The sequence below is a fragment of the Streptomyces sp. NPDC056987 genome, from assembly GCF_042673865.1.
Taxonomy (GTDB): Bacteria; Actinomycetota; Actinomycetes; order Streptomycetales; family Streptomycetaceae; genus Streptomyces.
Window position 1 is genome coordinate 173,685 of record NZ_JBHURV010000014.1, and the last position, 18,956, is coordinate 192,640.

The following is an 18,956-nucleotide window of genomic DNA, read 5'->3' on the forward strand; positions in this document are numbered from 1 at the left end:
GAAGGCCGGGGCCATCCATGGCCCCGGCCTTCGTCTTCTCGTACGACGCTCGGCGGGCGCTGACCGCGAAGCCCGCCGGCTGTCAACCCACACACCGACACGCGACTAATGACTGAATATTTTTCTTGAATGAGTGACTTAGGCCGTGTCCTATGTGGTGATCGCTCGTTGAGTTGTACATGGGGCGGGATACGTGGAGTTGGATTGTTCCGGACGGACTGTGGGAGATCGCGAAGCCGTTGATCCCGCCGTCGAAGGTGCGTGCACAGGGTGGCGGGACGCGGGACATGCCTGATGAGACGCTGTTCGCGGCGATCGTCTACGTGCTGGTGAGCGGCTGTGCCTGGCGGGCTCTGCCGCCGTGCTTCGGGATCTCGAAGTCCACCGCTCACCGCCGCTTCGTGATCTGGTCCAGGGCCGGCCTCTGGGGTCGGTTGCACGAGGCCGTCGTCGACCGCATCCACGAGTGCGGCCTGCTCGACCTCTCCCGCGTGGTCCTCGACTCCGCGCACGTCCGGGCGAAAAAAGGGGCGAACTCACAGGTCCGAGCCCCGTGGACCGGGGTAAGCCCGGTTCCAGGATGCACATCCTGTCGGACGCGGCCGGACTGCCCCTGGTCGTCGGCCTCTCCGCCGCCAACACCCACGACAGTCAAGGGCTGAAGCCCATGGTGGCCGGTCTCCACACGAGACACGACTCCGAGAACGGCTGGCATTATCAGCCCGGCAAGCTGCACGCAGACAAGGCATACGACATCCCTGACCTGCGAAAATGGCTTCGCCGTAAACGCATCGGCGTGCGCATCGCCCGCAAAGGCATCGAATCCAGCGAACGATTAGGGCGTCGTCGTTGGGTGATCGAGCGGACCATGTCGTGGCTGACCAGCTACCGCAGACTCAACCACCGCTACGAACGCCAATCCCGCAACTACCTGGCCTTCCTCGGCCTCGCCGCCGCCCTCTGCTGCTACAAACGACTCATCCGCCTCACCACATAGGACACGGTCTAAGTGCAGGCGCTGGGCCGGGCGTCAGCCCGAGCTCCCTCGGCATCGCACGCGTCAGGCCGTGGTCCGGACTGTTGCTGATCGATGTCCCGATCGAAGTGCCGTCAGGAAGGGGCAGGTTCCTGACCCGACCCGCCGCAACCACCACGGAGTCCCGGTCCGAGATCGGACGGCGGCGGCAGCGCTAAGGACGTGCCGAGAACGGAAGATCTCGACGCCACCTCCGAAGTCGACGGACTCTGGAAGGAGAGGCGAAGCCGCTCCGGACCGGACAACGAGGGCCCATTTCCGCGGGCGCGGGGAGGAGGGAAGCTCCCTCCACTTACTGATCGTTTCCATATGAGTTGGTGGGGCGCTCGGCGCCGGGGTGCCGTAGGCGAGCTGCCGCGAGTGGTCACCGACCACTGGACGGCTGTCCCAGCGCAGTCTGCGCATGAGCACGAAGGCAGGGGTTGGCAACACTCCCGGTGGACATGAACGCTGATCTTGAAAGGATCGAGCCGCAGCAAGGCTCGGACGCCCCCCAAGCGTCGACCAGCGACAGGAGTCTCAGATGAACGCCCCCCGTTCGTGAGCCAGGCTCGCAGTCGTTGCCGTGACCGAGGCCTCGGTCATGGGGACAGACGGCCCGGCACCCGCCGACGACTGGAACACCGGCCAGCCCGTCAGTGCTACGCCGCAGGGCGACAATTACGGCACTGTCATCCCCCTCGGCAGCGACTGGGGCGTCGCATGACGTCGTCGACGCCTCACGCGCCCTACACACCGCGCACGCCTGGTTCCCGGACCGTACAGCATCCTGAAAGAGATGAGGCGCGGCGGCTGCACCTCCTGCGCCTCGCCGGTCGGCCCTGCACGTCCGGGACCTTGGTGCCGCCCCGCCCGGTCCTCTCACCGGGCGGGGCGGCGCCGAGGCGTGGTGCTGGGACCACGGCGTCGACGGCCCGAGCCGTCGGGAGCGACAGGAATGAGGGGGCCTCGGAGGCTGAAGCGGAACCGCGTGGTTCAGCGGGCGGCAGGGCTCAGAATTGGTCGTAGTTCCCGTACTCGTCGAACTGTGGGGCCCAAACCTCGCGTCCCGGGGTTGTGGTGCTGCCGCAGGCGCCCAGCACCGCCTGGGAGCGCCGTCCTGTGTCCCGCGTGCACTGCCCGGTGCTCGTCTCTACGACCTCCCAGCGGTTCGGCCGCTCCGCGGTGCCGCGATAGTTCCAGGTGAAGGTGGACGCCTGCCGAGTCGGCCTGACTTTCGAGCCACGCGATCTCTCCTGTTCCGGGCCGCGAAGGGAAGAGGTGCGACATCCTGTTGCTCAAGGGCATCTGCCGCACTGCTGCTGACATGTCTTCTGTGTACGGACGGCGCGGGGTTCACTCTCCGGGTACGACGGCCTGGGCCCTGTGGCGTACGGCCTCCATCACCCGGGTGTGGAGGACGTGAAGTCCGTCCGGTGGAACGGGTGCGGGGTTGCCGGTGAGGGTGTACCACTCGTCGGCGCCGGTGTACTGGATGCGTACGTCCGCACGCCTGTTGGGGCGGGTGGACGTCGTGAGAGGGAGGTGGCCGGCGATGACGCCCACCTCGTCGGTCATGGCGCCGCCGGGGCCCGCGGTGACCTGACCTGTGTACTGCTCGGGACGGCCGGTGTTCATCCGGGGCAGGTGTCGAGCATGTCGTTCAGGGCGGTCTTCTCCGCCTCGGTGACGTTCAGTTCGTAGACGCTCTTCACGCTGACCGAGCCCTAGAGCAGGCTGCGGCTCCGGCAGTTGGAGCGGCAGTCCCGTGCCCTGTCCAGCGCGCACGTGTCTTCCCCGACGACCTGCTCGCTCCGGATGACCCCCGGCGCTGATCCAAAACGCCTGCGCCGAGCGTCGCCAGGCCCGACGCCGTCCAAGCCCAGGCGCAATGCCGGGCCCGGCATTGCGCCCCCCGCGAGCAGAGCCCTGGCCGCGATCCGGGACAGCGGCGCGACCGGCGGGTCCCCGCGGCGCTCCCCGAACTCCGGGTACCCCGTCATAGTCCGGTGGATCTCCGCGGCCGTCGCCGGATCGACCGGCCCGGTCTCCCGGAGCAGTTCCAGGGACTGCCGGAGGACCTCCAGGTCCGCCTTACCGCCGCGTTGCGAAGCGCCTGCGCAGAACCTACTCCCCGTGCCCTTGATCTACCGAGGAACGACTGCACATATGCGGCTGGTGTCCCGGCCAGTCCTGCCTATTCCTCCGGGGGAATCCAGGTCTGGGCGAGTTCCGCGACCCAGGTGGCCGCCACGTCGGGAGCGGGCGGGGGAGCGCCGACGACAACGAGTTCGGTGACGCCCGCCGCGTCGAGTGCGGGGAGGTGGTCGGGGGTGCCGTCGCTCAGCGCTACGGCGACCGTGAGCTCGTCGAAAGCGCGACCGTGGCGGGCGCACTCGTCGGTGAGAACGGCGATGCGCGCCGGAACGTCGGCCGCCGGGATGGCGAAGCCGTACCAGCCGTCGGCGAGTACGACCGCCCGGCGCAAGGCGGCGTCGCTGTTGCCGCCGACCACGACCGGGAGCCGGCCGCCGTGCAGCGGCTTCGGGTTGACCCGGATCGCGTCGAAGCGGACGAACTTCCCTGTGTAGGAGGCCGGATCCTCGGCCCAGAGGGTGCGCATCGCGGCAAGGTACTCCTCGGTGCGCCGCCCGCGCCCGGCGAAGGGGACTCCGAGCGCCGCGAACTCCTCGGCCGACCAGCCGACCCCGACGCCGAGGGTGAACCGCCCGGCGGAGAGCATGTCGAGTGTGGCGGCCTGTTTGGCGACCAGGACCGGGTTGTGCTCGGGCAGCAGGAGTACGCCGGTGGCGAGTTCGATCCGGCTGGTGACCGCGGCAGCAAAGGTCAGGGCCAGCAGCGGGTCCAGCCAGTCCGCGTCCGCGGGCACGGCGATCCGGCCGTTCGCGGAGTAGGGATAGCGAGAGGCGGGCGCGTCCACGAGCACCACGTGCTCGCCGCACCACAGCCTCGCGAAACCGTGCCTCTCCGCGGCTGTGGCCACCGCACGGATCACCTCGGGGCGGGCACCGTCACCGATACCGAGCGCGTGCAGTCCCACTCGCATCCTCCACCTCCGAGCATCACCTTAAGCACGCAGCACGGAGGGCTCGGGAGACGTGGCGCGCCGCGCGCGGGCATACCGTCCGGACGAGCGAAACCACCCGCCCCGGCCCGCGCCGCGATCGCCTCTGAAGCCGCTGCCGGCGTTCCTCAAGGCCAAAAAAGACTGGTCCCCGCCGCCGCGCCCGGACTCGCCCGCCATCCCGACGAACGCCTCTACGTCCTGCGGCGCCCGCACGGCCGACACGACTGCGACACCTTGGCGGAGGGCCACCGTGGACGCCCCCTCAAAACCGTCATCGCGGGCCGGCTCGTGGACCTGCCCGGCACCATCGTGGCCATCCGCGCCACCACGGACGCCGACCGGGCCACCGAGTTCAACCGCGAGATCGAGCACCCTCCGCCACTCCTCGGGGACTCGTCGCTGGGAGTGAAAGGCGAAGTGCCAGCTCGGTGTGTGGTGTCGCTGTCGGCCCCGGTCCCGAGCATGGCCCCACGGTGAGACTCAGCACTCCACCTGGCCCCTTTCATGTGCCCTTGGCCCGACCGAGCGTCGTAGTTTGCCTGTCGGCGAGCGACGGCCTTCGGCCGCGTCCATTGTCACTGGCTCCGCGTATGGTCTGCGCATGGCTGATCGGAGACCCTCCTTGTCATCGGTACACGATTTCGCGACCTGGGAGCCCGTACTGCGGCTCCTGCTGGCCAACGACACGGAGAGGCGTGCTGCCCGGTCCGCCCGTGTGGTGGGACGCATCAGCCGCTACGGCTGGAGTCTGGCCCTGCCGGGACGTATGTCGTCGACAGAGCGGATCGCGGTGCAGGACATACAGCGGGCACTCGCGCGCGGCAGAGTTGAGGAGATCGCGTTCAGGGCGGAGGTCCAACCGGACGGAAGCACCACGCTCAGCCTGGTCTGGCCCAGCCCGGTCGTGGAAGCCGCCGTCGGCTACCCGGACCTAGGGGTGCTCGTCCTGACCGACGGCGCCCTTCCCGAGCCCTGGCGCCGCCTCCCGGATCCGGTGCCCGGGGCGATGCCCGCCCCCTCGGCGGACCTGGGGTTGCTGGATCGGACGCTCCGCGAGCGTTTGCCCGACGCTGTCGGCGCGACGGAGGAGGAGATCGCTGCCGCCGAAGCACGCCTCGGCGTCACGCTGCCCGACGAGCTCAAGGTGGTCTACCGGGTGACACGGGCGCGGTGGGAGGACTGGGGCGACGACTACGAAGCCGCGGACCGTGTCACTACGGCGGTCGGCTGCGAGCTCTCCGCCCTGGACGACCTGTACGGCGTCAATGCGGCGGCTCGTCACTCCCACTGGGGTTTGTCGGCGACGAAGGCGGTCAGCACCCCGCCCGACGCCGCGGTGCAGGGCCTGGCCGGCTCACCCGGCTGGATCGTCTTCGGGGGCAACGGCGGCGACGAGCTGGCGGTCGATCTGACGCCCGGCCCGGGCGGATACCTCGGGCAGGTCATCCTCGTCGACCACGAGCAGAGTCTCGGCGCCGAACTCATAGCCGACTCCCTCACCGACTTCGTTCTGGGCCGGGTGAGAGAGGAACGCCGTGACCGCCGCGGGGACCAGCTTCCGGTCGTGGCCAGGGTCGGCAGCGGAAGCCTTGAGACCATGCAGTCCGCCGCTCACCCCGCCCTGGAAGTCCTGTCCATCGGTGTGTGGGACGGTACGCCGTTCAGCCTCGCCCCTGTCACCGGACTGCCTCGCCTGCGCACCCTCACCGCTTTCCCCGGCACGCTGGCCGATCCCGTGGAGGTCGCCGGGCTCGCCGGACTGGAGTTCCTGGAACTCGGTGTGCAGGAATGGCGCGTTCTCCTGGACGCCGGAGCCGTCCCGCGCACTTTGTCGGCCGCAGCCATCAAGGTGCGTGACCAGGACCACATCCCCGTTGTGGCCATCGCCAACGAGATCCTGGCCCTCTGGGGCCGGCCTCAGATCGTTCAGACGCTCCTCGAAGGAGATCTCGGTCCCGCGGCACAACCGGTGGGCCATGCAAGACGAGGCGTTGCAGGTCCCGCTGGGAGCTGAGCGGTGTAGTTGGCCGGACGGGCCGACTACACCGCTCCTCCATCTGCTGGCCCTCGCCTGGACCGTGGTCCAGTTCGATGCTGTGCTCGTTCCCGTCGGCTGACGCCTGCTCCTCCTCGTCGAGCCCCGGTGCCTCCGGGCCACGCAGAGGCTCCGGCGGCCGGGGTGGAGGCGGTGAAGCTGTAGCGGCCGAGCACATTGAGGGTGCGGTGCTTGAGCGGGGACAGCCGGGCAACGTCCTCGTCGCGGATCGCCTCGGACCACGGCTCCGCCCCCGACACCGTGCGTGGTCGGGACCGAGCCCTTCCCGGCTCGGCCGTACGGGCCACCGACTGCCGCGGGGTGATTTTGGAGTGGCTACCGCTGGTCTGCGGGCTCTGAGACAATCGGTGTGCGGCTTGGCTGCTACACGACTTCCGGGAGCCGAGACCGTGCCTGAAGGCCCCATAGCTCAGAGCGAGATTGCCGCGCTGACCTGCCGCTACGAAGAGGCCGCGCAGAAGAACGACCGCGAGTTCGGCATCATCACGAGCGACCTGACCGCGGTCCGCCTCCAGGTTGGCAACCTTGAGCAGAAAGTCGGGAATCCCAGCGCGCACGTTGCCCGCCTCGACGAGCGGCTGGAACGCATGGATCACAAGATCGACCAGAACCAGGCCCAGATCGTTGAGCTCCTGAGCCGGCTGGTGGGCAAGAACCCCGACAACAGCTGAGCCTCCCGCCCGTACGCTCGGGGCTGCCACGGATGCCGTGGCGACCCTTTCGCCGTTCCGGTCCTGGAGCGAGCGGGCCGCTCGGTCTTCTCCGTCGCTACGAACCGTGGGCAGGTCCTGACCGAGCGAGAGGAGAAGAACAGCGTCGCCATCGCCTCCAATGAGTCCTTCGGGGACTGGACCAACACCTTCAGCGATCCCCCGCCTCTGCGCGGCCATCGTCGACCGCCTCACCTTCAACGGCACCATTATCGAGACCGGCACCGACTCCTGCCGCCTCGCCAGCACCCGAGCCCGAGCCCGAGGATCCTGCAAAGGCCGGCTGACCGCAGCCTACGTTCCTCGATGGCCAGCCGTCCTGGCGGACGCCTGGCCATCCCGCGTTTGCGGTGGTTTTGGAAGATGGTCTCAATCGAGCACGGCGGCGACGGCCTCGATCTCGACGAGTTGGTCCTTGTAACCGAGCACGGTGACGCCCATCAACGTGCTGGGGACGTCATGGTCAGCGAACGAGTCCCGGACAACCTGCCAGGCGGCCACCAGGTCCTCCCGCCGGGCCGATACGACGAGAACTCGTGTGCTGATGACGTCCTGGAGTGACGCGCCTGAGGAAGTAAGAGCGGCCTGCATGTTCTCGATGGCTTTCGCCGCTTGGCCCGCGTAGTCCCCGATCGCTGCTGTGGAGCCGTCATCGTTCAGCGGACATGCCCCTGCAAGGAAGATCAGACGTGACTCGGCGGGCGCCGTGGCCGCGTAGGCGTACTCGGCGACGTCGGACAGGGCGGTGGAGCGGATCAAAGTGATGGCACGAGCCACGGTCGTGGGGTCCTTTCCCCTCGGGGATTCAGCGCGGACATCCTGTCAACGGCCAGTTGGCTTCCGCCTTCCCTTTTCCCGCCGCCCCGCGAGAACGCCGTCACTTCTGTTCGACATTCACGAACCGCATGATCACCAACTGACTCCGGGAACCAGTCGACAGACGCTGTTCCTGACGACCTGGTGCATGATTGGCGGTGGCGCGTCGAGATGCTGATCGTTGATCATGGTTTGTGTGGTGGGGAACCGGGCTCGTACGTTGATCATCCGTTGTCAGCGGATCACGGGGCTGATGCCCGACGTGATCGCTGAACTCGTCACCGAGACACGACCGTTGTGGCACGAGCGGCACCAGGCCGTGCTGACCGCGCGTCCGCGTCGCAGGGCGTTGAGTGCCGGGCGAAGCGCAAACTGGTCTTCATCGACCGCCTGTTGGCCACGCTCGTCCACCCCCGCCACGGCGTCACCCACGGCGTACTGGCCGGCTGGTTCGGCGTCGACCGCTCCACTATGACGCGAGCAATCGGTGAAGTACGGCCACTGCCGGCGGAGCGGGGCTGCACCGTCGCACCCGATGTCCGCCTGCGGTACGGATCGTCACGGAGACCGGCAAGACGATCGCCGAGGTCGCCGAGGATCTGGGGATCAACGAGACCGGTGAAGTAGCCGTGGTGGACCCGGCGTCCGGCGTCGGGTGATCATCGATTTCAGGACCGAGCACGACGGCGACCCAACACCGCTCGGTAGTGCTGCCGCACGGCCCAGGGACGGCAGATGGCCGGTCAGGGGCAGATCGCTCTGCCTCGGTCGCCTGTACGGGTAGTGGCGTCAGTCGCGTTCTGGCGGAGTGAAGAAGTCGCCTTGCGACTCCCAGCGGCCGTCCCGGACGACGACTTTCTGTACATCACGGGTGCCGAGGTGACGGTCGGCGCTGAAGCTCAGTACCGGTCCCACGCCTGTGTCGACCTGGCGTGCGTTCTCGTAGGCCCGGGTCAGCGACTCGGCGGTGACCGGCCCGTCGATGGTCCTGGCGATCTCGACGAACGCCTTCGCCGCCTCCCAGCCCCACAGGGTAATGAAGTCGGCCGGCTGCCCTCGCTCGTACTTGGACATCGCCGTGCGGAACTCCTTGATGGCGGGGTCGTCGTCATGCGGCGACTTGACCAACTGCACCGCCCTGAGTCCTTCGGCCGCCTTGCCAGCCAGGGTCAGCGTGGACTGCGCGGCCACAGGTGCGTAGCCGTACACGGGCGCTGTGAGTCCCTGCAGCTTGGCTTCTTTGAGGTAGGCCGCGGCCTCCGCGGCTGCGAGGATCAGCACGACGGCATCAGGTTTCTGGGCCTTGACCTTGCTGATCACCGGACTGTAGTCGGTGGTCTGGAACTTGACCTTCAGGCGTTGTACGTCCACCGACGGATCGGTCTTGCCGGCGGCGGGGCCGATCTCCCCGGCAACCTTCACGAACGCCGCCGGGTCGCTGTGCACGACGAGCACCTTCTTCGCTCCGTCGCGTGCCACCCATTGCCCGAGCGCGGCGGCCTGGTCCTCGTACAGCGTCTGCAGACCGAACAACCCGTCGCGGGTCGGCTCGTACCAGGACGCGTCCCCGCCCAGCGTGTTGAGCACCGGCACCTTCGACTGCTCCAGCACAAAGGGGAAAGTGGCCTGGGACTGCGCGGTGCCGTTGGTCGCGACGATCGCCACGACACCGTCCTGGTCCACGAGCCGCCGGGCGATCTGCACGGTCTGCTGCGGGTCGAAAGCGTTGTCCTTGACGATCCAGTCGATCTTGCGGCCGTTGATACCCCCCTGAGCATTGACCATCTTGAAGTACGCGTCGGCACCTGCCTTCTCGGGGATGCCGAAGGAGGCGACCGGGCCGGTGAGCGGGTACCAGGCTCCGATCTTGATGACCTTGCCGTTCCCTGCCTCCGAAGGACCTCCGGTGCCGCAAGCGCTCGCCACCAGAGCGAGCACGGCGGCGAGTCCGGCGATGAGAGCGGATGTCGTTCGTCGTTGCATGGCCCCTCCCCAGAGCGACCTAAGCCAAATTAAATTCAGTTCAGATGCTAATCTCGGTGAAACGCACCTGGCAATGCCTGGTCACGTTCTGGATCGACCATGCGGCAGGTGTGTCTCTCGGTGGAAGGGCACCCTGAGGCATGTCGTTCACCGGCAGGCTCATCCAGTCCTTCTCGACTTCCCGCATGCCGTCCCATTGGCCATGCCGCTCCCTTCGCGCACATCTGCAGACTGTTATGCCCGCCGACCCTGCGAAGCCGGTGATCGAGCGTGGCGGCCGACCCATGGCCGCTGCCGCCGGCCTCGCACGATCGCCCTGTTGAGAACGGCACCGCTGCGCCGGTACCGTGCAGCCGGTCTTTTGCTCATGAGCGGTGGGCCGTCTCCGTGGCGGTGTCCGCGGCTGTCAGTCCGAAGACGAGGGCGGAGGCGATGCCGCCTGCGTAGGCGCGGTGCCACAGGCCGCCGGTGTCCGATCCGGCCGCGAGGAGCCCGCCGAGTGGCCGCCCGTCGTCGCGCAGCACGCGGGCCCGGTCGTCGATGCGCACGCCGTGGAAGGGAAAGGTGATGGCCGGCGTTGTTTCGATGACGTAGTACGGGGGTTCATCCAGCGCAAGGGGGTCCAGTTCCCGGCCGGGCACCAGGTTCGGGCCCTCGGGGGCGTGGTCGTTGAACCACTTGACGGCGTCGCGGATGTCTTCACCCCGGTAACCCCATTCTTCGGGGAGGTAGGCCAGTTCGTCGAGGTCCTGAGCCAGTCCGACCCGGCCGCCGCGCTTGCTCGCCAGAGCGAATTTGTCGATGGTGACGGCGCCCTCGACGTACGAGCCGACCATCCAGTCGCGGAACACCCGGGCGTCGGCGATGAGGAGACCGCGGCTTTCGGGCTGCTCCAGGAGTGCCATGGCGGTGAGGTGGTCGCCGAGGGTCTCGTCGGTGAACCGCTCGCCGTGCAGGTTGAACAGCAGGGCGTGCTCGCTGTAGTACAGCGACATGTCCACAAAATCCGCCGGATCGGCGAAGGGGATGCCGCTGGGGATGAGGTGGCCGTAGAAGCCGGCGTCATCCTGCCCCGTGGCCGCTCCCGCGCGGGTGGCCAGGCGGTAGCCGGAGCCGCGGCTGTGGGGATTGGACCGGAGTTGCATGCGGTTGGCGTGCGGATGCACAAGCGCGGTGCGCAGGGCGGGGTCGCCCTGGAATCCGCCTGTCGCGATGAGTGTCGAGCGGGCCCGCACGTGCCGGTATGTGCCGCCGCTCGACCGAAGGTACGCTCCGGCCACCGCCCCGCCCTCGACCGCCAGGCGTTCGGTGTCCGTCTCGAGCAGGAGTTCTCCTCCGCCGTCGACGATGAGCCGACGACAGGTGTCGATGTAATGGTTCGTGTCGAACTGGTGCCCGCGGCCGAAGCTGAGAACGCGTTGCGCGTCCTTGGCCTCCACCCCGACGGAGCGGATCCAGGAGATGCCGTCGGCGAACCTGTCCACCAGCGCGCGCCTGAGCGCGATGTCGCCGCGCGGATTGTGCTGGTCCATGACGTCGTGGCTCGGGGCGGTCCAGGCGTAACCGGCGAAGCGTGCGGAACCGCCGACCTCCGTACCGGTTTCGACGATCACTACGGACAGGCCGTTGCGGACAGCACGTGCGCCGGCGGTCAGCCCGGCCATGCCCGCTCCGATGATCAGTAGATCGACGTCTTCTGCTTGCACGCGACTCTCCTCCGGCCGAGGGATCGGCTCTTCTGTCAGGCGCTGAATTCGGTCGCACGACCAGCCAGAAAAACCGAGTCCCATTCAATGGGTACAGACTGCGATTGGATCGGTAACAGAGCCCTCTGCGGCTCTGTTTCAGTTCACATCCTGAACGTGAGTTTCTGGGTCCGGACGGATCCCGGTCAGCTCTGGGCGGAGGCCACGGAGGCATCGCCCTTCCCGTCGGGTGCGCGCCGTCCGCCGAAATAGGCCTGTTCGGCACGCGGCACGAACGCGGGGTCGGCGGGCTCGCCCCGTACGGCGATGCTGCCCTCGTGCAGCACGACCACCTCGTGGGAAGCGGAAGCCGCACGGCCGAGTGACTGCTCGAGCAGGACGACCGTCATGCCCTCGTGGGCGAGCCGGCCGAGGCGGGTGTACACCTCGTCGACCATCGCCGGGGACAGGCCGAGTGCCGGTTCGTCGACGATCAGCATGTCGGGCCGCGCCATCAGGGCCCGGGCGATCGCCAGGATCTGCTGCTCGCCTCCGGAGAGCCCCGCGGCGGGTATGCCCATCCGCTCCCGCAGCCGCGGCGGGAGCCACTCGGCGGTCTCCGCGAGCCGGGCACGCAGATCCGCTCCCTTGATGCCGGCGGCGTACGCCGCCACTTCCAGGTTCTCGCGCAGGGAGAGCGTCTTGAACAGGGCGCGTCCCTCGGGGACGAGCGCTGTCCGCAGGTCCTGGGCCGGTGCGCGTGTGCCGCGGGTGGGCGGGAGCGCACCGTGCAGGATCCGGCCCAGTGTGCTCTTGCCCGCTCCGTTGGCGCCGACGATGCCGACCACGCTGCCCTGGGCGATGGTGAGGTCGACCCCGCGCAGAGCGGTGACCCCGCCGTAGGCGTGGCCCACACCGTCGAGTCGCATGGCGGTGCTCTCGGTGCCGTCGCGGAAGGGGAGTTCGCCCCGGGCGCCGCCCTCGCCGAGGTAGGAGGAGCGTACCCGGGGATCGCTGAGGATCTCGCCGGGCTCGCCTTCTCCGATCGGCCGTCCGAAGTCGAAGGCGACCACCCTGTGGGAGACGGCGAGCAGGTCGTCGAGGACATGGTCGATGATGACGACGGCGGTGCCGCGCTGCTGCTGCCGTATGATCTGCCGCGCCAGCAGAGCGCGTTCACCGGCATCGAGACCGCCGAACGGCTCGTCCAGGATGAGGAGTTCGGGTTCCTCGGCGAGCGCCCTGGCCAGGTCCAGGCGCTTGTGCAGGCCGAACGGCAGCTCGTCCGGGTAGCGGTCCGCCACGTGCGCCAGGCCCACCCGCTTCAGCAGTTCGACCGCTCTCGCGCGGTTGTGCGCGGTGACTCTGCGACGGGTGCAGAGGACGTTCTCCAGAACGGTCAGCTCGGGGAACGTCTCGGCGTGCTGGAACGTGCGCCCGATGCCGAGCCCGCGGCGGGCGGTGGCACTGGTTTTCAACAGGGGCTTGCCGTTGTACAGAGCCCTGCCCGACACGCGTCCGCCTCCGACGAGCCCGGACAGGACGTTCACCAGCGTCGTCTTGCCGGCGCCGTTGGGGCCGATGATCGCGAGGGTCTCGCCCGCACGTACGGACATCGAGGTTTCTTCGAGTGCCTTGAGGCCTCCGAAGGTGACCGCCGCCTCGTCAAGTCGGAGCAGTTCCCGAGCGTCCGCGCCCGGTGCGGGAACGGACCCCGGTGGTTCTTCGGCGGTCTCGGGAGCGGTCGGGGCGTGCGACGGTGCGGGCCGCCGCAGCAGCCGGCGCGCCGTACGGCCGAGGAAGAGCACTACTCCACCCGGGAGGAACAGCAGCGCGGCGATGAGCACGACGCCTTGGAGGATCGGCTGCGGCACCCCCGCGCTCTCGGCGGCCGTCGGTGCCCATGTCAGGTACGCACCACCGACGACGGCGCCGAGCAGCGTGCCCGCGCCACCGAGTACGCACGCGGCGATCAGCGAGATCGCCAGAGCCAGCGAGAAGGGGTCCGGGCTGACGAACCCGACGACGAGGGCCAGCAGGACACCCGCCAGCGCGGCGAACGCGGCGCTCACGGCGAAGGCCAGGGCCGACTGGGCCTCCGGCGCGATGCCGATCGACCGCGCTGCCATCGGGTGGGACTTGGCGGCGACCAGCCGCATACGCAGGGCACTCGGCCGGGCCAGCGCTGCCACCGCAAGAGCGATGCCGGCCCCGCCCACCGCGATGTACTGCGCCTGCGTGCCCGCGCTGGCCAGCGTGCCAAGGCCCAGGGCGCTGTCCAGCTTCGCCATCGGAATGCCCTGGTCGCCACCGGTCACGCTGGTCCACTGGCCCATGACTTCGAGCGAAACCATGGTGAAAGCGAGCGTCAGCAGGGTCACGTACAGCATCGAGAACCGGGCGCCCGCAGCTCCCAGGAACGCCCCGAAGGCCGCACCGCACGCGGTCGCGCCGAACACCACGACCTCAAGCGACCAGCCGTGGGTGCTGCCGTACGCCGCGAAGTAGGCGCCCAGGGCGAAGAGCGCGGGATGAGCGACCGACCAGATACCCGCCCAGCCCGCGAGCAGACCGACCGAGAGGACGAGCACGGTGTAGACCGCCGCGAGCCCCACGGAGTACGCCTGGTACGGCGGGACGGCCCCGGCGTTCAGCAGGACGATGAGTACGGCTGCGGCGAGCGGCCCGAGCGCCGCCCTGGCGAGACTGGAACGACTGACGACAGACATGGACCGCTCCTTCAGACCCGCTGGAACGTGCGCACGCCGAACAGCCCCTGAGGGCGGATCAGCAGCACGAGAATGGTGAACGAGAACACGAAGGTGTCCCGGTAGCCCGCCGAGACATAACTTGCGGCCAGGTTGTCCAGAACGCCGATGGTCAGCCCGCCGACGACGGCGCCGTACATGCTGGTCAGCCCGCCGAGGAAGATCCCGGCGAAGGCGCGGAACAGTGGCGCGCTGAGCACTGTCGGCACCAGCCCGGCCCGAGGGGCGTAGAGGAAGGCGGCGAGCGCTGCGAGGCCGAGCCCGAGCGCCCAGGCGATCCGTGCGATGCGCTGCGCACCGAGGCCGAGGATCTGCGCGGTGTCGGCGGACTCGGCGACGGCGCGCATGGCGGAGCCGATCGTGGTGCGGCCGAAGAGGTACGCCACCATCGCCATCGCGACGGCCGCGACGCCGATGGTCAGCAGACTCTGCGTGGGTATCGAGTAACTCCCGAGCGATACCGAACCCTCCACCAGGCTGGGGAAGAGCCGCGGCTGGTCGTCCCAGACCGTGCTGATGACGCTGTCCGCGATGAGCGAGAGGCCCATGGTCATGACCAGCGCCGAGAGCAATTCCCCCTGCGCGAGCGGCCTGATCACCACTTCACGGGCGGCCAGACCGACCGTCGCTGTCACGGCGATCGCGGCCACCGCGGCCAGCGGCAACGGCAGGCCGCTGCTGTACAGCGCCAGGGCGGCGTACAGACCCACGGTCGCCAGGCTGGCGAGCGCGAAATTGACCACGTCCGTCGCCCGATAAATGATCACTAGGCCGAGGCCCATCAGGCCGTACACCGCACCACTGGCGAGACCGCTCACCAGGACGACCAGAAACTGATCCACGTCGACCGTCTCCTCGCGCCGGGCGCCCGCGCGCCCCGCGCTTCAGTACTGCCCGAGCGCTTCATAAACTGAACTCAATTCGTGACCGTAGACATCGGTTGCCGGACGGGCAATACCCGTGCACGGATTGATTCGTGCGCCTTCATCCACGGCGCGGCAGGAAAGGGCCGGGCAGCCGGCGGCCTCGCCGGCGGGGCCCGCCCGTCCGGGCCGGTGCAGGCGGGCCGCGGCCCGTCAGGCCGTGAAACGGCCGCCATTGGCGAGCAGCACCGCACCCACCAGGTTCGCCGCGGCGTCGCTCGCCAGGAACAGGGCGATGTCGGCGATCTCCTCAGGCGTGGCGTACGGGCGCACGCCCGGGTCGGTGAGATCACTGCGCAGTGCGGCGGGTGTACGTGCCGCCATGCCGGTCTCCGTCGGCCCCGGCGCGACCACGTTCACCCGGATCCCGGACGTGATGACCTCCTTGGCCACCGCCTGGCTCAGGGCGTGCACGCCTGCCTTGGACGCGGCGTAGTGGGGATAGCCGACAGGGGTGTCGAAGACCGAAGAAGAGCCTATGACGACGATCGCCCCTGCCCCGACCGGCCGCATGGCCCGTACCGCAGCGCGCAGCACGTGGAAGGTGCCGTCCAGGTTGATCCGCATGACGCGCTGCCAAGCGGCGTCGGCGAGCCGGTCGGTGACCTCCGGTGGCCGGCTCTCGGCCAGCGCTTCCGCGATCACCTGCTTGACCTCCGGGTCGTCGACTCCGGCGGCATGGACCAGGACATCGAGCCTGCCGTGTTCCCGCAGTACGTCCTCGACGGCCGCGTCGACCGCGGCCGCGTCCGCCACATCGAGCGCGACCGCCCGACCGGCGGGCAGCTCCTTCGCCACGGCCGAGGCGGCCTCGCTGTTCACGTCGGCGAGAACAACGGCCTGCGCCCCTTCGGCGGCCAACTGCCGAGCGGCCGCCGCTCCCATGCCTGAACCGGCGCCCGTCACCATCGCGACCTTGCCCTCGAATCGGCCTGCCCGTACACCGCCATCCATCCCCGCCACCCCTCTCCGCGTTCATGTTGAACTGACTTCATCTCTAATACCGTTGCCTGCCCTGGGCTGACAAGAGCTGGGACGGTGAAGGTGCGTACCGTCTCTACGATCTCGTGCGCGGTCGCCAGCGGTATCGCGGTCTGCAGGGTGACCTCCAGCCGCCTCAGCTTCGGCGCCTTCGAGGTCGGCCCATGCTGTGCCAACCCCGCCATCCGCGCGGCCGGAACCGTCCGGTGTCCACCACGCCGACGCCCAGGACTCGCACGTCGCGGGCCGCCGCCTCCAGCGGCGAGACCATCTCAGCGCGCAGCGCGTACGGCACGCCTCGTGCGGCGCGGCGATCGGCAAGGACGCAATGCCGCGGCTCTTCGGGGTCCTGCCCGACCCGGAAGTCGGCCAGGTGCGGGTCCTCGACGACGCCACCGAGCGGCTCGTCGCCCGGCTTCGCCTGCAATGGACCCCACCCCCGGCCGGAGAAACCCGAGGGCATACGAGCCCAGCATGTCCGCGAACGTCACGCCGCAGTCCACGTGTTGATCAATAAGCACATGGGCATCGGCGGCATCGTTGCTGAACTTCGTCTCGACGCGACGATCGTCCGCAAGAACGTACGCGCGGTCACAGCGGGCGAGCTGGTCGGCTCCAGCTCCACCGGCCGGTGAAGCGGTCTCGACGGTCTGTTGTCTGCCTTGCCGCCCGCTGCACCGAGGGCTGCACGAGCACCAGCCGCCTTCCCCGCGAATTCGCCGACCTTGGACTGACCGTCCGCCACTTCCTCTCGCGGCTCCAGGAAAGACCACAAGGCCCTCCACCCGTCTTGCCCGTCCCCAAAGCCCGTGAGGTGATCACCCTGATCCTCGCTCACTCCGACAACCGGCCCGAACCCGGCAGCGTCGTCCTCAAGGAACTCCGTGACCGTAGCCGCGACTTGGGCGCCGCCTGTCAGCTCGTCGCGTGTTTCGCAGAGGTCCTTGTCCACCACCAGGGTCAGGAGAAACTTGTGCGATGGGCCCACGGCGCCGAACAGAGGCGCCGTCCTGATCTGCGAGGATTCACCGCCGGGCTCGGCAAGGACTGGGACGCTGTCATGGTCGGCCTCACCTCGCGTACTGTTCGCCAGCTGAAGATCAGGAAGACGGGATTGCGGAAATCGCGGCAGAGCCACGGCTCAACGGCCGGACGACGAGCAAGACCTTCATGATCGAGCTGTAAGGGGACAAGGCCGCCCGGCGCCGCCGACATGCCCAATCCTTGGGATGGCGCGGACGGCGTCCTGGCCCGGATCCAGGCGGCCGGTGTCAACCTGCTGGACTCACGCTCCGTGACGGGGCTTCAAGGCGGCCCTTCGTTCCGTCGTCCGCTCATCCTGGGCGTCGCGGATTTCCAGGACGACTTGGCGGCCAAGCCGGTCATGCTCACCACGGCGGAGGCTGCGTCCGTCTTTTGGTCGCCCCGACCGCGTGGCCTGGACTGGTCGAGCAGGCAACCGACTCTTGACATGCATGAAACAGGGCTTATACAGTCCTGAATTAATTGAATTCACTTCAATTTTCGTCGCTGCGGCACGCGACGGAGTGGCGATTCCCTTCGCTTGAGGAGAGGTCAATGACGACGGTCAATCGGAGGCGTTTCTTGGGGGTCGCGTCGACGGCCGGAGTCGTTGCGACGATGCCGCAGGGCGTTGCCATGGCACGCGGCCGGGATGCGCGAAAACCGCACCTCACCGGAGTCCAGGCCGACAATGGCGCGAGTGTGATCGCGCAGAGCTTCCTCGACCCGCGCACGATGGACATCACGATCGACTCGGTGGCGCTCGGCCACACCGCGTCGGTGCGCATCATCCTTCCGAACCGGTTCGGCTCGCAGCCCAGCGCCTCATGGCCAGTCCTCTACCTTCTCCACGGCGGCTACGGCAACTACGTGGACTGGACGCGGCACGGCGACATCGCGCGTCTCGCCCGTAAGCGCGACGTACTGGTCGTCATGCCGGATGGCGGAGCGCTCGGCTTCTACACGGACTGGTGGGCCCGCGGTACCGGGAACAAGCCGGGCTGGGAGACGTTCCACCTGGTAGAGCTCTCGCAGATCCTCACGCGGGGGCTCCGCGTCGCTGACCGGCGCGCGATTGCGGGGCTGTCGATGGGAGGCTTCGGCGCGATGTCCTACGCGGCGCGCCATCCCGGTCTCTTCCGCGCGGCAGCGTCCTTCAGCGGCACGCTGGACACGCTCCACCCGACCACCGAGCCCGTCTCCTCCGATCCGTACGCGACGTGGCTCTTGCGGACACATATCGCGCCGAACGGGTACGACGCGCTCGACCTCTTCGGTGATCCGGCGGCGCAGCGCGCCGTGTGGGCGGCGCACAACCCGGCAGATCTCGTTAAAGACCTGCGTGGCACGGAGTTGTTCGTGTCCTGCGGTAATGGGCGAATCGGACCATTGGATCCATCTGAAACCGATCCTTCCGACGTCTCCGTGCAGTTCGAAGCCGCCCAATTGCTGCAGAACCAGGAATTCGTCAAGCGAGCCAACCGCCTTGGTCTCGACGTGACCTTCGAGACCTACAACGGTTCACACACGTGGCCCTATTGGGCGCGTGAGATCCAGAAGGCGTTTCCGCTCCTGATGCGGGCGATCGAGGTGAAGTAAAGTCGGGCTACGAGAGGCGGCGGCCAGGTTTCGGGAGCGTCCCACCGTGGCGTACGCGGTGGAACGGGGCTACGAGGTGCGCCCGCTGGCAGCCTGGGTGAGATGAGAGATCGGCCGCTACCTGGGCTACTGGCACCAGCGGCTGCGCGACGCCTACCTCGCCACGGTGGCCGCCCTCGGCGTCGATGCGAACCTGGTACAGGCGGACGCCCTAAGCTTGGAGTTTATGCAGCTTTGCTGCTTGTGATGACTGCCGCGAGGTTCGGTCTGTCCTGTTTTCCGACGGGGTGCTCGCGTGCACGGTGCTTG

General features: G+C 68.5%; 18 protein-coding genes and 1 pseudogene. 10 read left to right on the plus strand and 9 right to left on the minus strand.

Going from position 1 to position 18,956, the window contains the following annotated elements; translation table 11 throughout:
• Window positions 1–179 precede the first annotated feature (179 nt).
• Both ACFTZC_RS18840 and ACFTZC_RS18845 read left to right on the plus strand, forming a co-directional pair.
• Window positions 180–997 (plus strand): IS5 family transposase gene (locus tag ACFTZC_RS18840; protein WP_382891026.1). Its coding sequence is split into 2 segments (ribosomal slippage): window positions 180–528 and window positions 528–997, totalling 819 coding nucleotides; the frame shifts between segments, so codons are not numbered across the junction.
• A 622-nt stretch (window positions 998–1,619) separates the two neighbouring features.
• A complete protein-coding gene (locus ACFTZC_RS18845) occupies window positions 1,620–1,742 on the plus strand; it encodes a hypothetical protein (RefSeq protein ID WP_382891028.1) in 123 nt (40 codons plus the stop codon).
• A 629-nt stretch (window positions 1,743–2,371) separates the two neighbouring features.
• Here ACFTZC_RS18845 and ACFTZC_RS18850 read toward each other — a convergent pair.
• Window positions 2,372–2,653 carry a hypothetical protein gene (locus tag ACFTZC_RS18850; protein WP_382891030.1) on the minus strand — a complete coding sequence of 94 codons (282 nt, stop codon included), beginning with the start codon at window positions 2,651–2,653 and terminating at the stop codon, window positions 2,372–2,374.
• Between the two features lie 559 nt (window positions 2,654–3,212).
• Window positions 3,213–4,082, minus strand: coding sequence for an LLM class F420-dependent oxidoreductase (locus ACFTZC_RS18855; RefSeq protein ID WP_382891032.1), 870 nt, complete (start codon window positions 4,080–4,082; stop codon window positions 3,213–3,215).
• A gap of 255 nt (window positions 4,083–4,337) precedes the next feature.
• On the opposite strand from ACFTZC_RS18855, the gene ACFTZC_RS18860 reads away from it, so the two are divergent.
• From ACFTZC_RS18860 to ACFTZC_RS18875, 4 genes and pseudogenes are all read left to right on the plus strand, one after another.
• Window positions 4,338–4,580 carry a hypothetical protein gene (locus ACFTZC_RS18860; protein ID WP_382891034.1) on the plus strand — a complete coding sequence of 81 codons (243 nt, stop codon included), beginning with the start codon at window positions 4,338–4,340 and terminating at the stop codon, window positions 4,578–4,580.
• 124 nt (window positions 4,581–4,704) lie between these two features.
• Complete coding sequence (locus tag ACFTZC_RS18865; protein WP_382891036.1) at window positions 4,705–6,117, plus strand: SMI1/KNR4 family protein; 1,413 nt, start codon at window positions 4,705–4,707, stop codon at window positions 6,115–6,117.
• Between the two features lie 431 nt (window positions 6,118–6,548).
• The gene (locus ACFTZC_RS18870) at window positions 6,549–6,830 is read left to right on the plus strand and encodes a hypothetical protein (RefSeq protein WP_382891070.1); all 282 of its coding nucleotides are present in this window, start codon (window positions 6,549–6,551) and stop codon (window positions 6,828–6,830) included.
• 111 nt (window positions 6,831–6,941) lie between these two features.
• Window positions 6,942–7,119: pseudogene (locus ACFTZC_RS18875) on the plus strand (ATP-binding protein); the annotation flags it as partial.
• 119 nt (window positions 7,120–7,238) lie between these two features.
• On the opposite strand, the gene ACFTZC_RS18880 reads toward ACFTZC_RS18875, so the two are convergent.
• Window positions 7,239–7,646 carry a RidA family protein gene (locus ACFTZC_RS18880; RefSeq protein WP_382891038.1) on the minus strand — a complete coding sequence of 136 codons (408 nt, stop codon included), beginning with the start codon at window positions 7,644–7,646 and terminating at the stop codon, window positions 7,239–7,241.
• 336 nt (window positions 7,647–7,982) lie between these two features.
• Here ACFTZC_RS18880 and ACFTZC_RS18885 point away from each other — a divergent pair, with 336 nt between their 5' ends.
• Complete coding sequence (locus ACFTZC_RS18885) at window positions 7,983–8,312, plus strand: transposase family protein (protein ID WP_382891040.1); 330 nt, start codon at window positions 7,983–7,985, stop codon at window positions 8,310–8,312.
• Window positions 8,313–8,474: 162 nt separating this feature from the next.
• On the opposite strand, the gene ACFTZC_RS18890 is transcribed toward ACFTZC_RS18885, so the two are convergent.
• The 6 genes from ACFTZC_RS18890 to ACFTZC_RS18915 form a co-directional block, all read right to left on the minus strand.
• Window positions 8,475–9,623 carry an ABC transporter substrate-binding protein gene (locus ACFTZC_RS18890; protein WP_382891042.1) on the minus strand — a complete coding sequence of 383 codons (1,149 nt, stop codon included), beginning with the start codon at window positions 9,621–9,623 and terminating at the stop codon, window positions 8,475–8,477.
• A 410-nt stretch (window positions 9,624–10,033) separates the two neighbouring features.
• Window positions 10,034–11,374, minus strand: a complete 1,341-nt coding sequence (locus ACFTZC_RS18895) for an FAD-binding protein (RefSeq protein WP_382891044.1) — start codon at window positions 11,372–11,374, stop codon at window positions 10,034–10,036.
• 185 nt (window positions 11,375–11,559) lie between these two features.
• On the minus strand, window positions 11,560–14,082 hold the full coding sequence (locus ACFTZC_RS18900) for an ATP-binding cassette domain-containing protein (protein WP_382891045.1): 2,523 nt from the start codon (window positions 14,080–14,082) through the stop codon (window positions 11,560–11,562).
• 11 nt (window positions 14,083–14,093) lie between these two features.
• On the minus strand, window positions 14,094–14,963 hold the full coding sequence (locus tag ACFTZC_RS18905) for a branched-chain amino acid ABC transporter permease (protein WP_382891047.1): 870 nt from the start codon (window positions 14,961–14,963) through the stop codon (window positions 14,094–14,096).
• A 234-nt stretch (window positions 14,964–15,197) separates the two neighbouring features.
• Window positions 15,198–15,998 carry an SDR family NAD(P)-dependent oxidoreductase gene (locus ACFTZC_RS18910; RefSeq protein ID WP_382891049.1) on the minus strand — a complete coding sequence of 267 codons (801 nt, stop codon included), beginning with the start codon at window positions 15,996–15,998 and terminating at the stop codon, window positions 15,198–15,200.
• Between the two features lie 163 nt (window positions 15,999–16,161).
• On the minus strand, window positions 16,162–16,452 hold the full coding sequence (locus ACFTZC_RS18915; RefSeq protein ID WP_382891051.1) for a hypothetical protein: 291 nt from the start codon (window positions 16,450–16,452) through the stop codon (window positions 16,162–16,164).
• Window positions 16,453–16,531: 79 nt separating this feature from the next.
• On the opposite strand from ACFTZC_RS18915, the gene ACFTZC_RS18920 reads away from it, so the two are divergent.
• The 3 genes from ACFTZC_RS18920 to ACFTZC_RS18930 all read left to right on the plus strand — a co-directional run bounded on the left by ACFTZC_RS18920 (window position 16,532) and on the right by ACFTZC_RS18930 (window position 18,647).
• On the plus strand, window positions 16,532–16,660 hold the full coding sequence (locus ACFTZC_RS18920) for a hypothetical protein (RefSeq protein WP_382891053.1): 129 nt from the start codon (window positions 16,532–16,534) through the stop codon (window positions 16,658–16,660).
• Between the two features lie 179 nt (window positions 16,661–16,839).
• Window positions 16,840–17,199 (plus strand): hypothetical protein, encoded by a 360-nt coding sequence (locus ACFTZC_RS18925; RefSeq protein WP_382891055.1) that lies wholly within the window; start codon window positions 16,840–16,842, stop codon window positions 17,197–17,199.
• Between the two features lie 404 nt (window positions 17,200–17,603).
• Window positions 17,604–18,647 (plus strand): alpha/beta hydrolase, encoded by a 1,044-nt coding sequence (locus tag ACFTZC_RS18930; protein ID WP_382891057.1) that lies wholly within the window; start codon window positions 17,604–17,606, stop codon window positions 18,645–18,647.
• Window positions 18,648–18,956 lie beyond the last annotated feature (309 nt).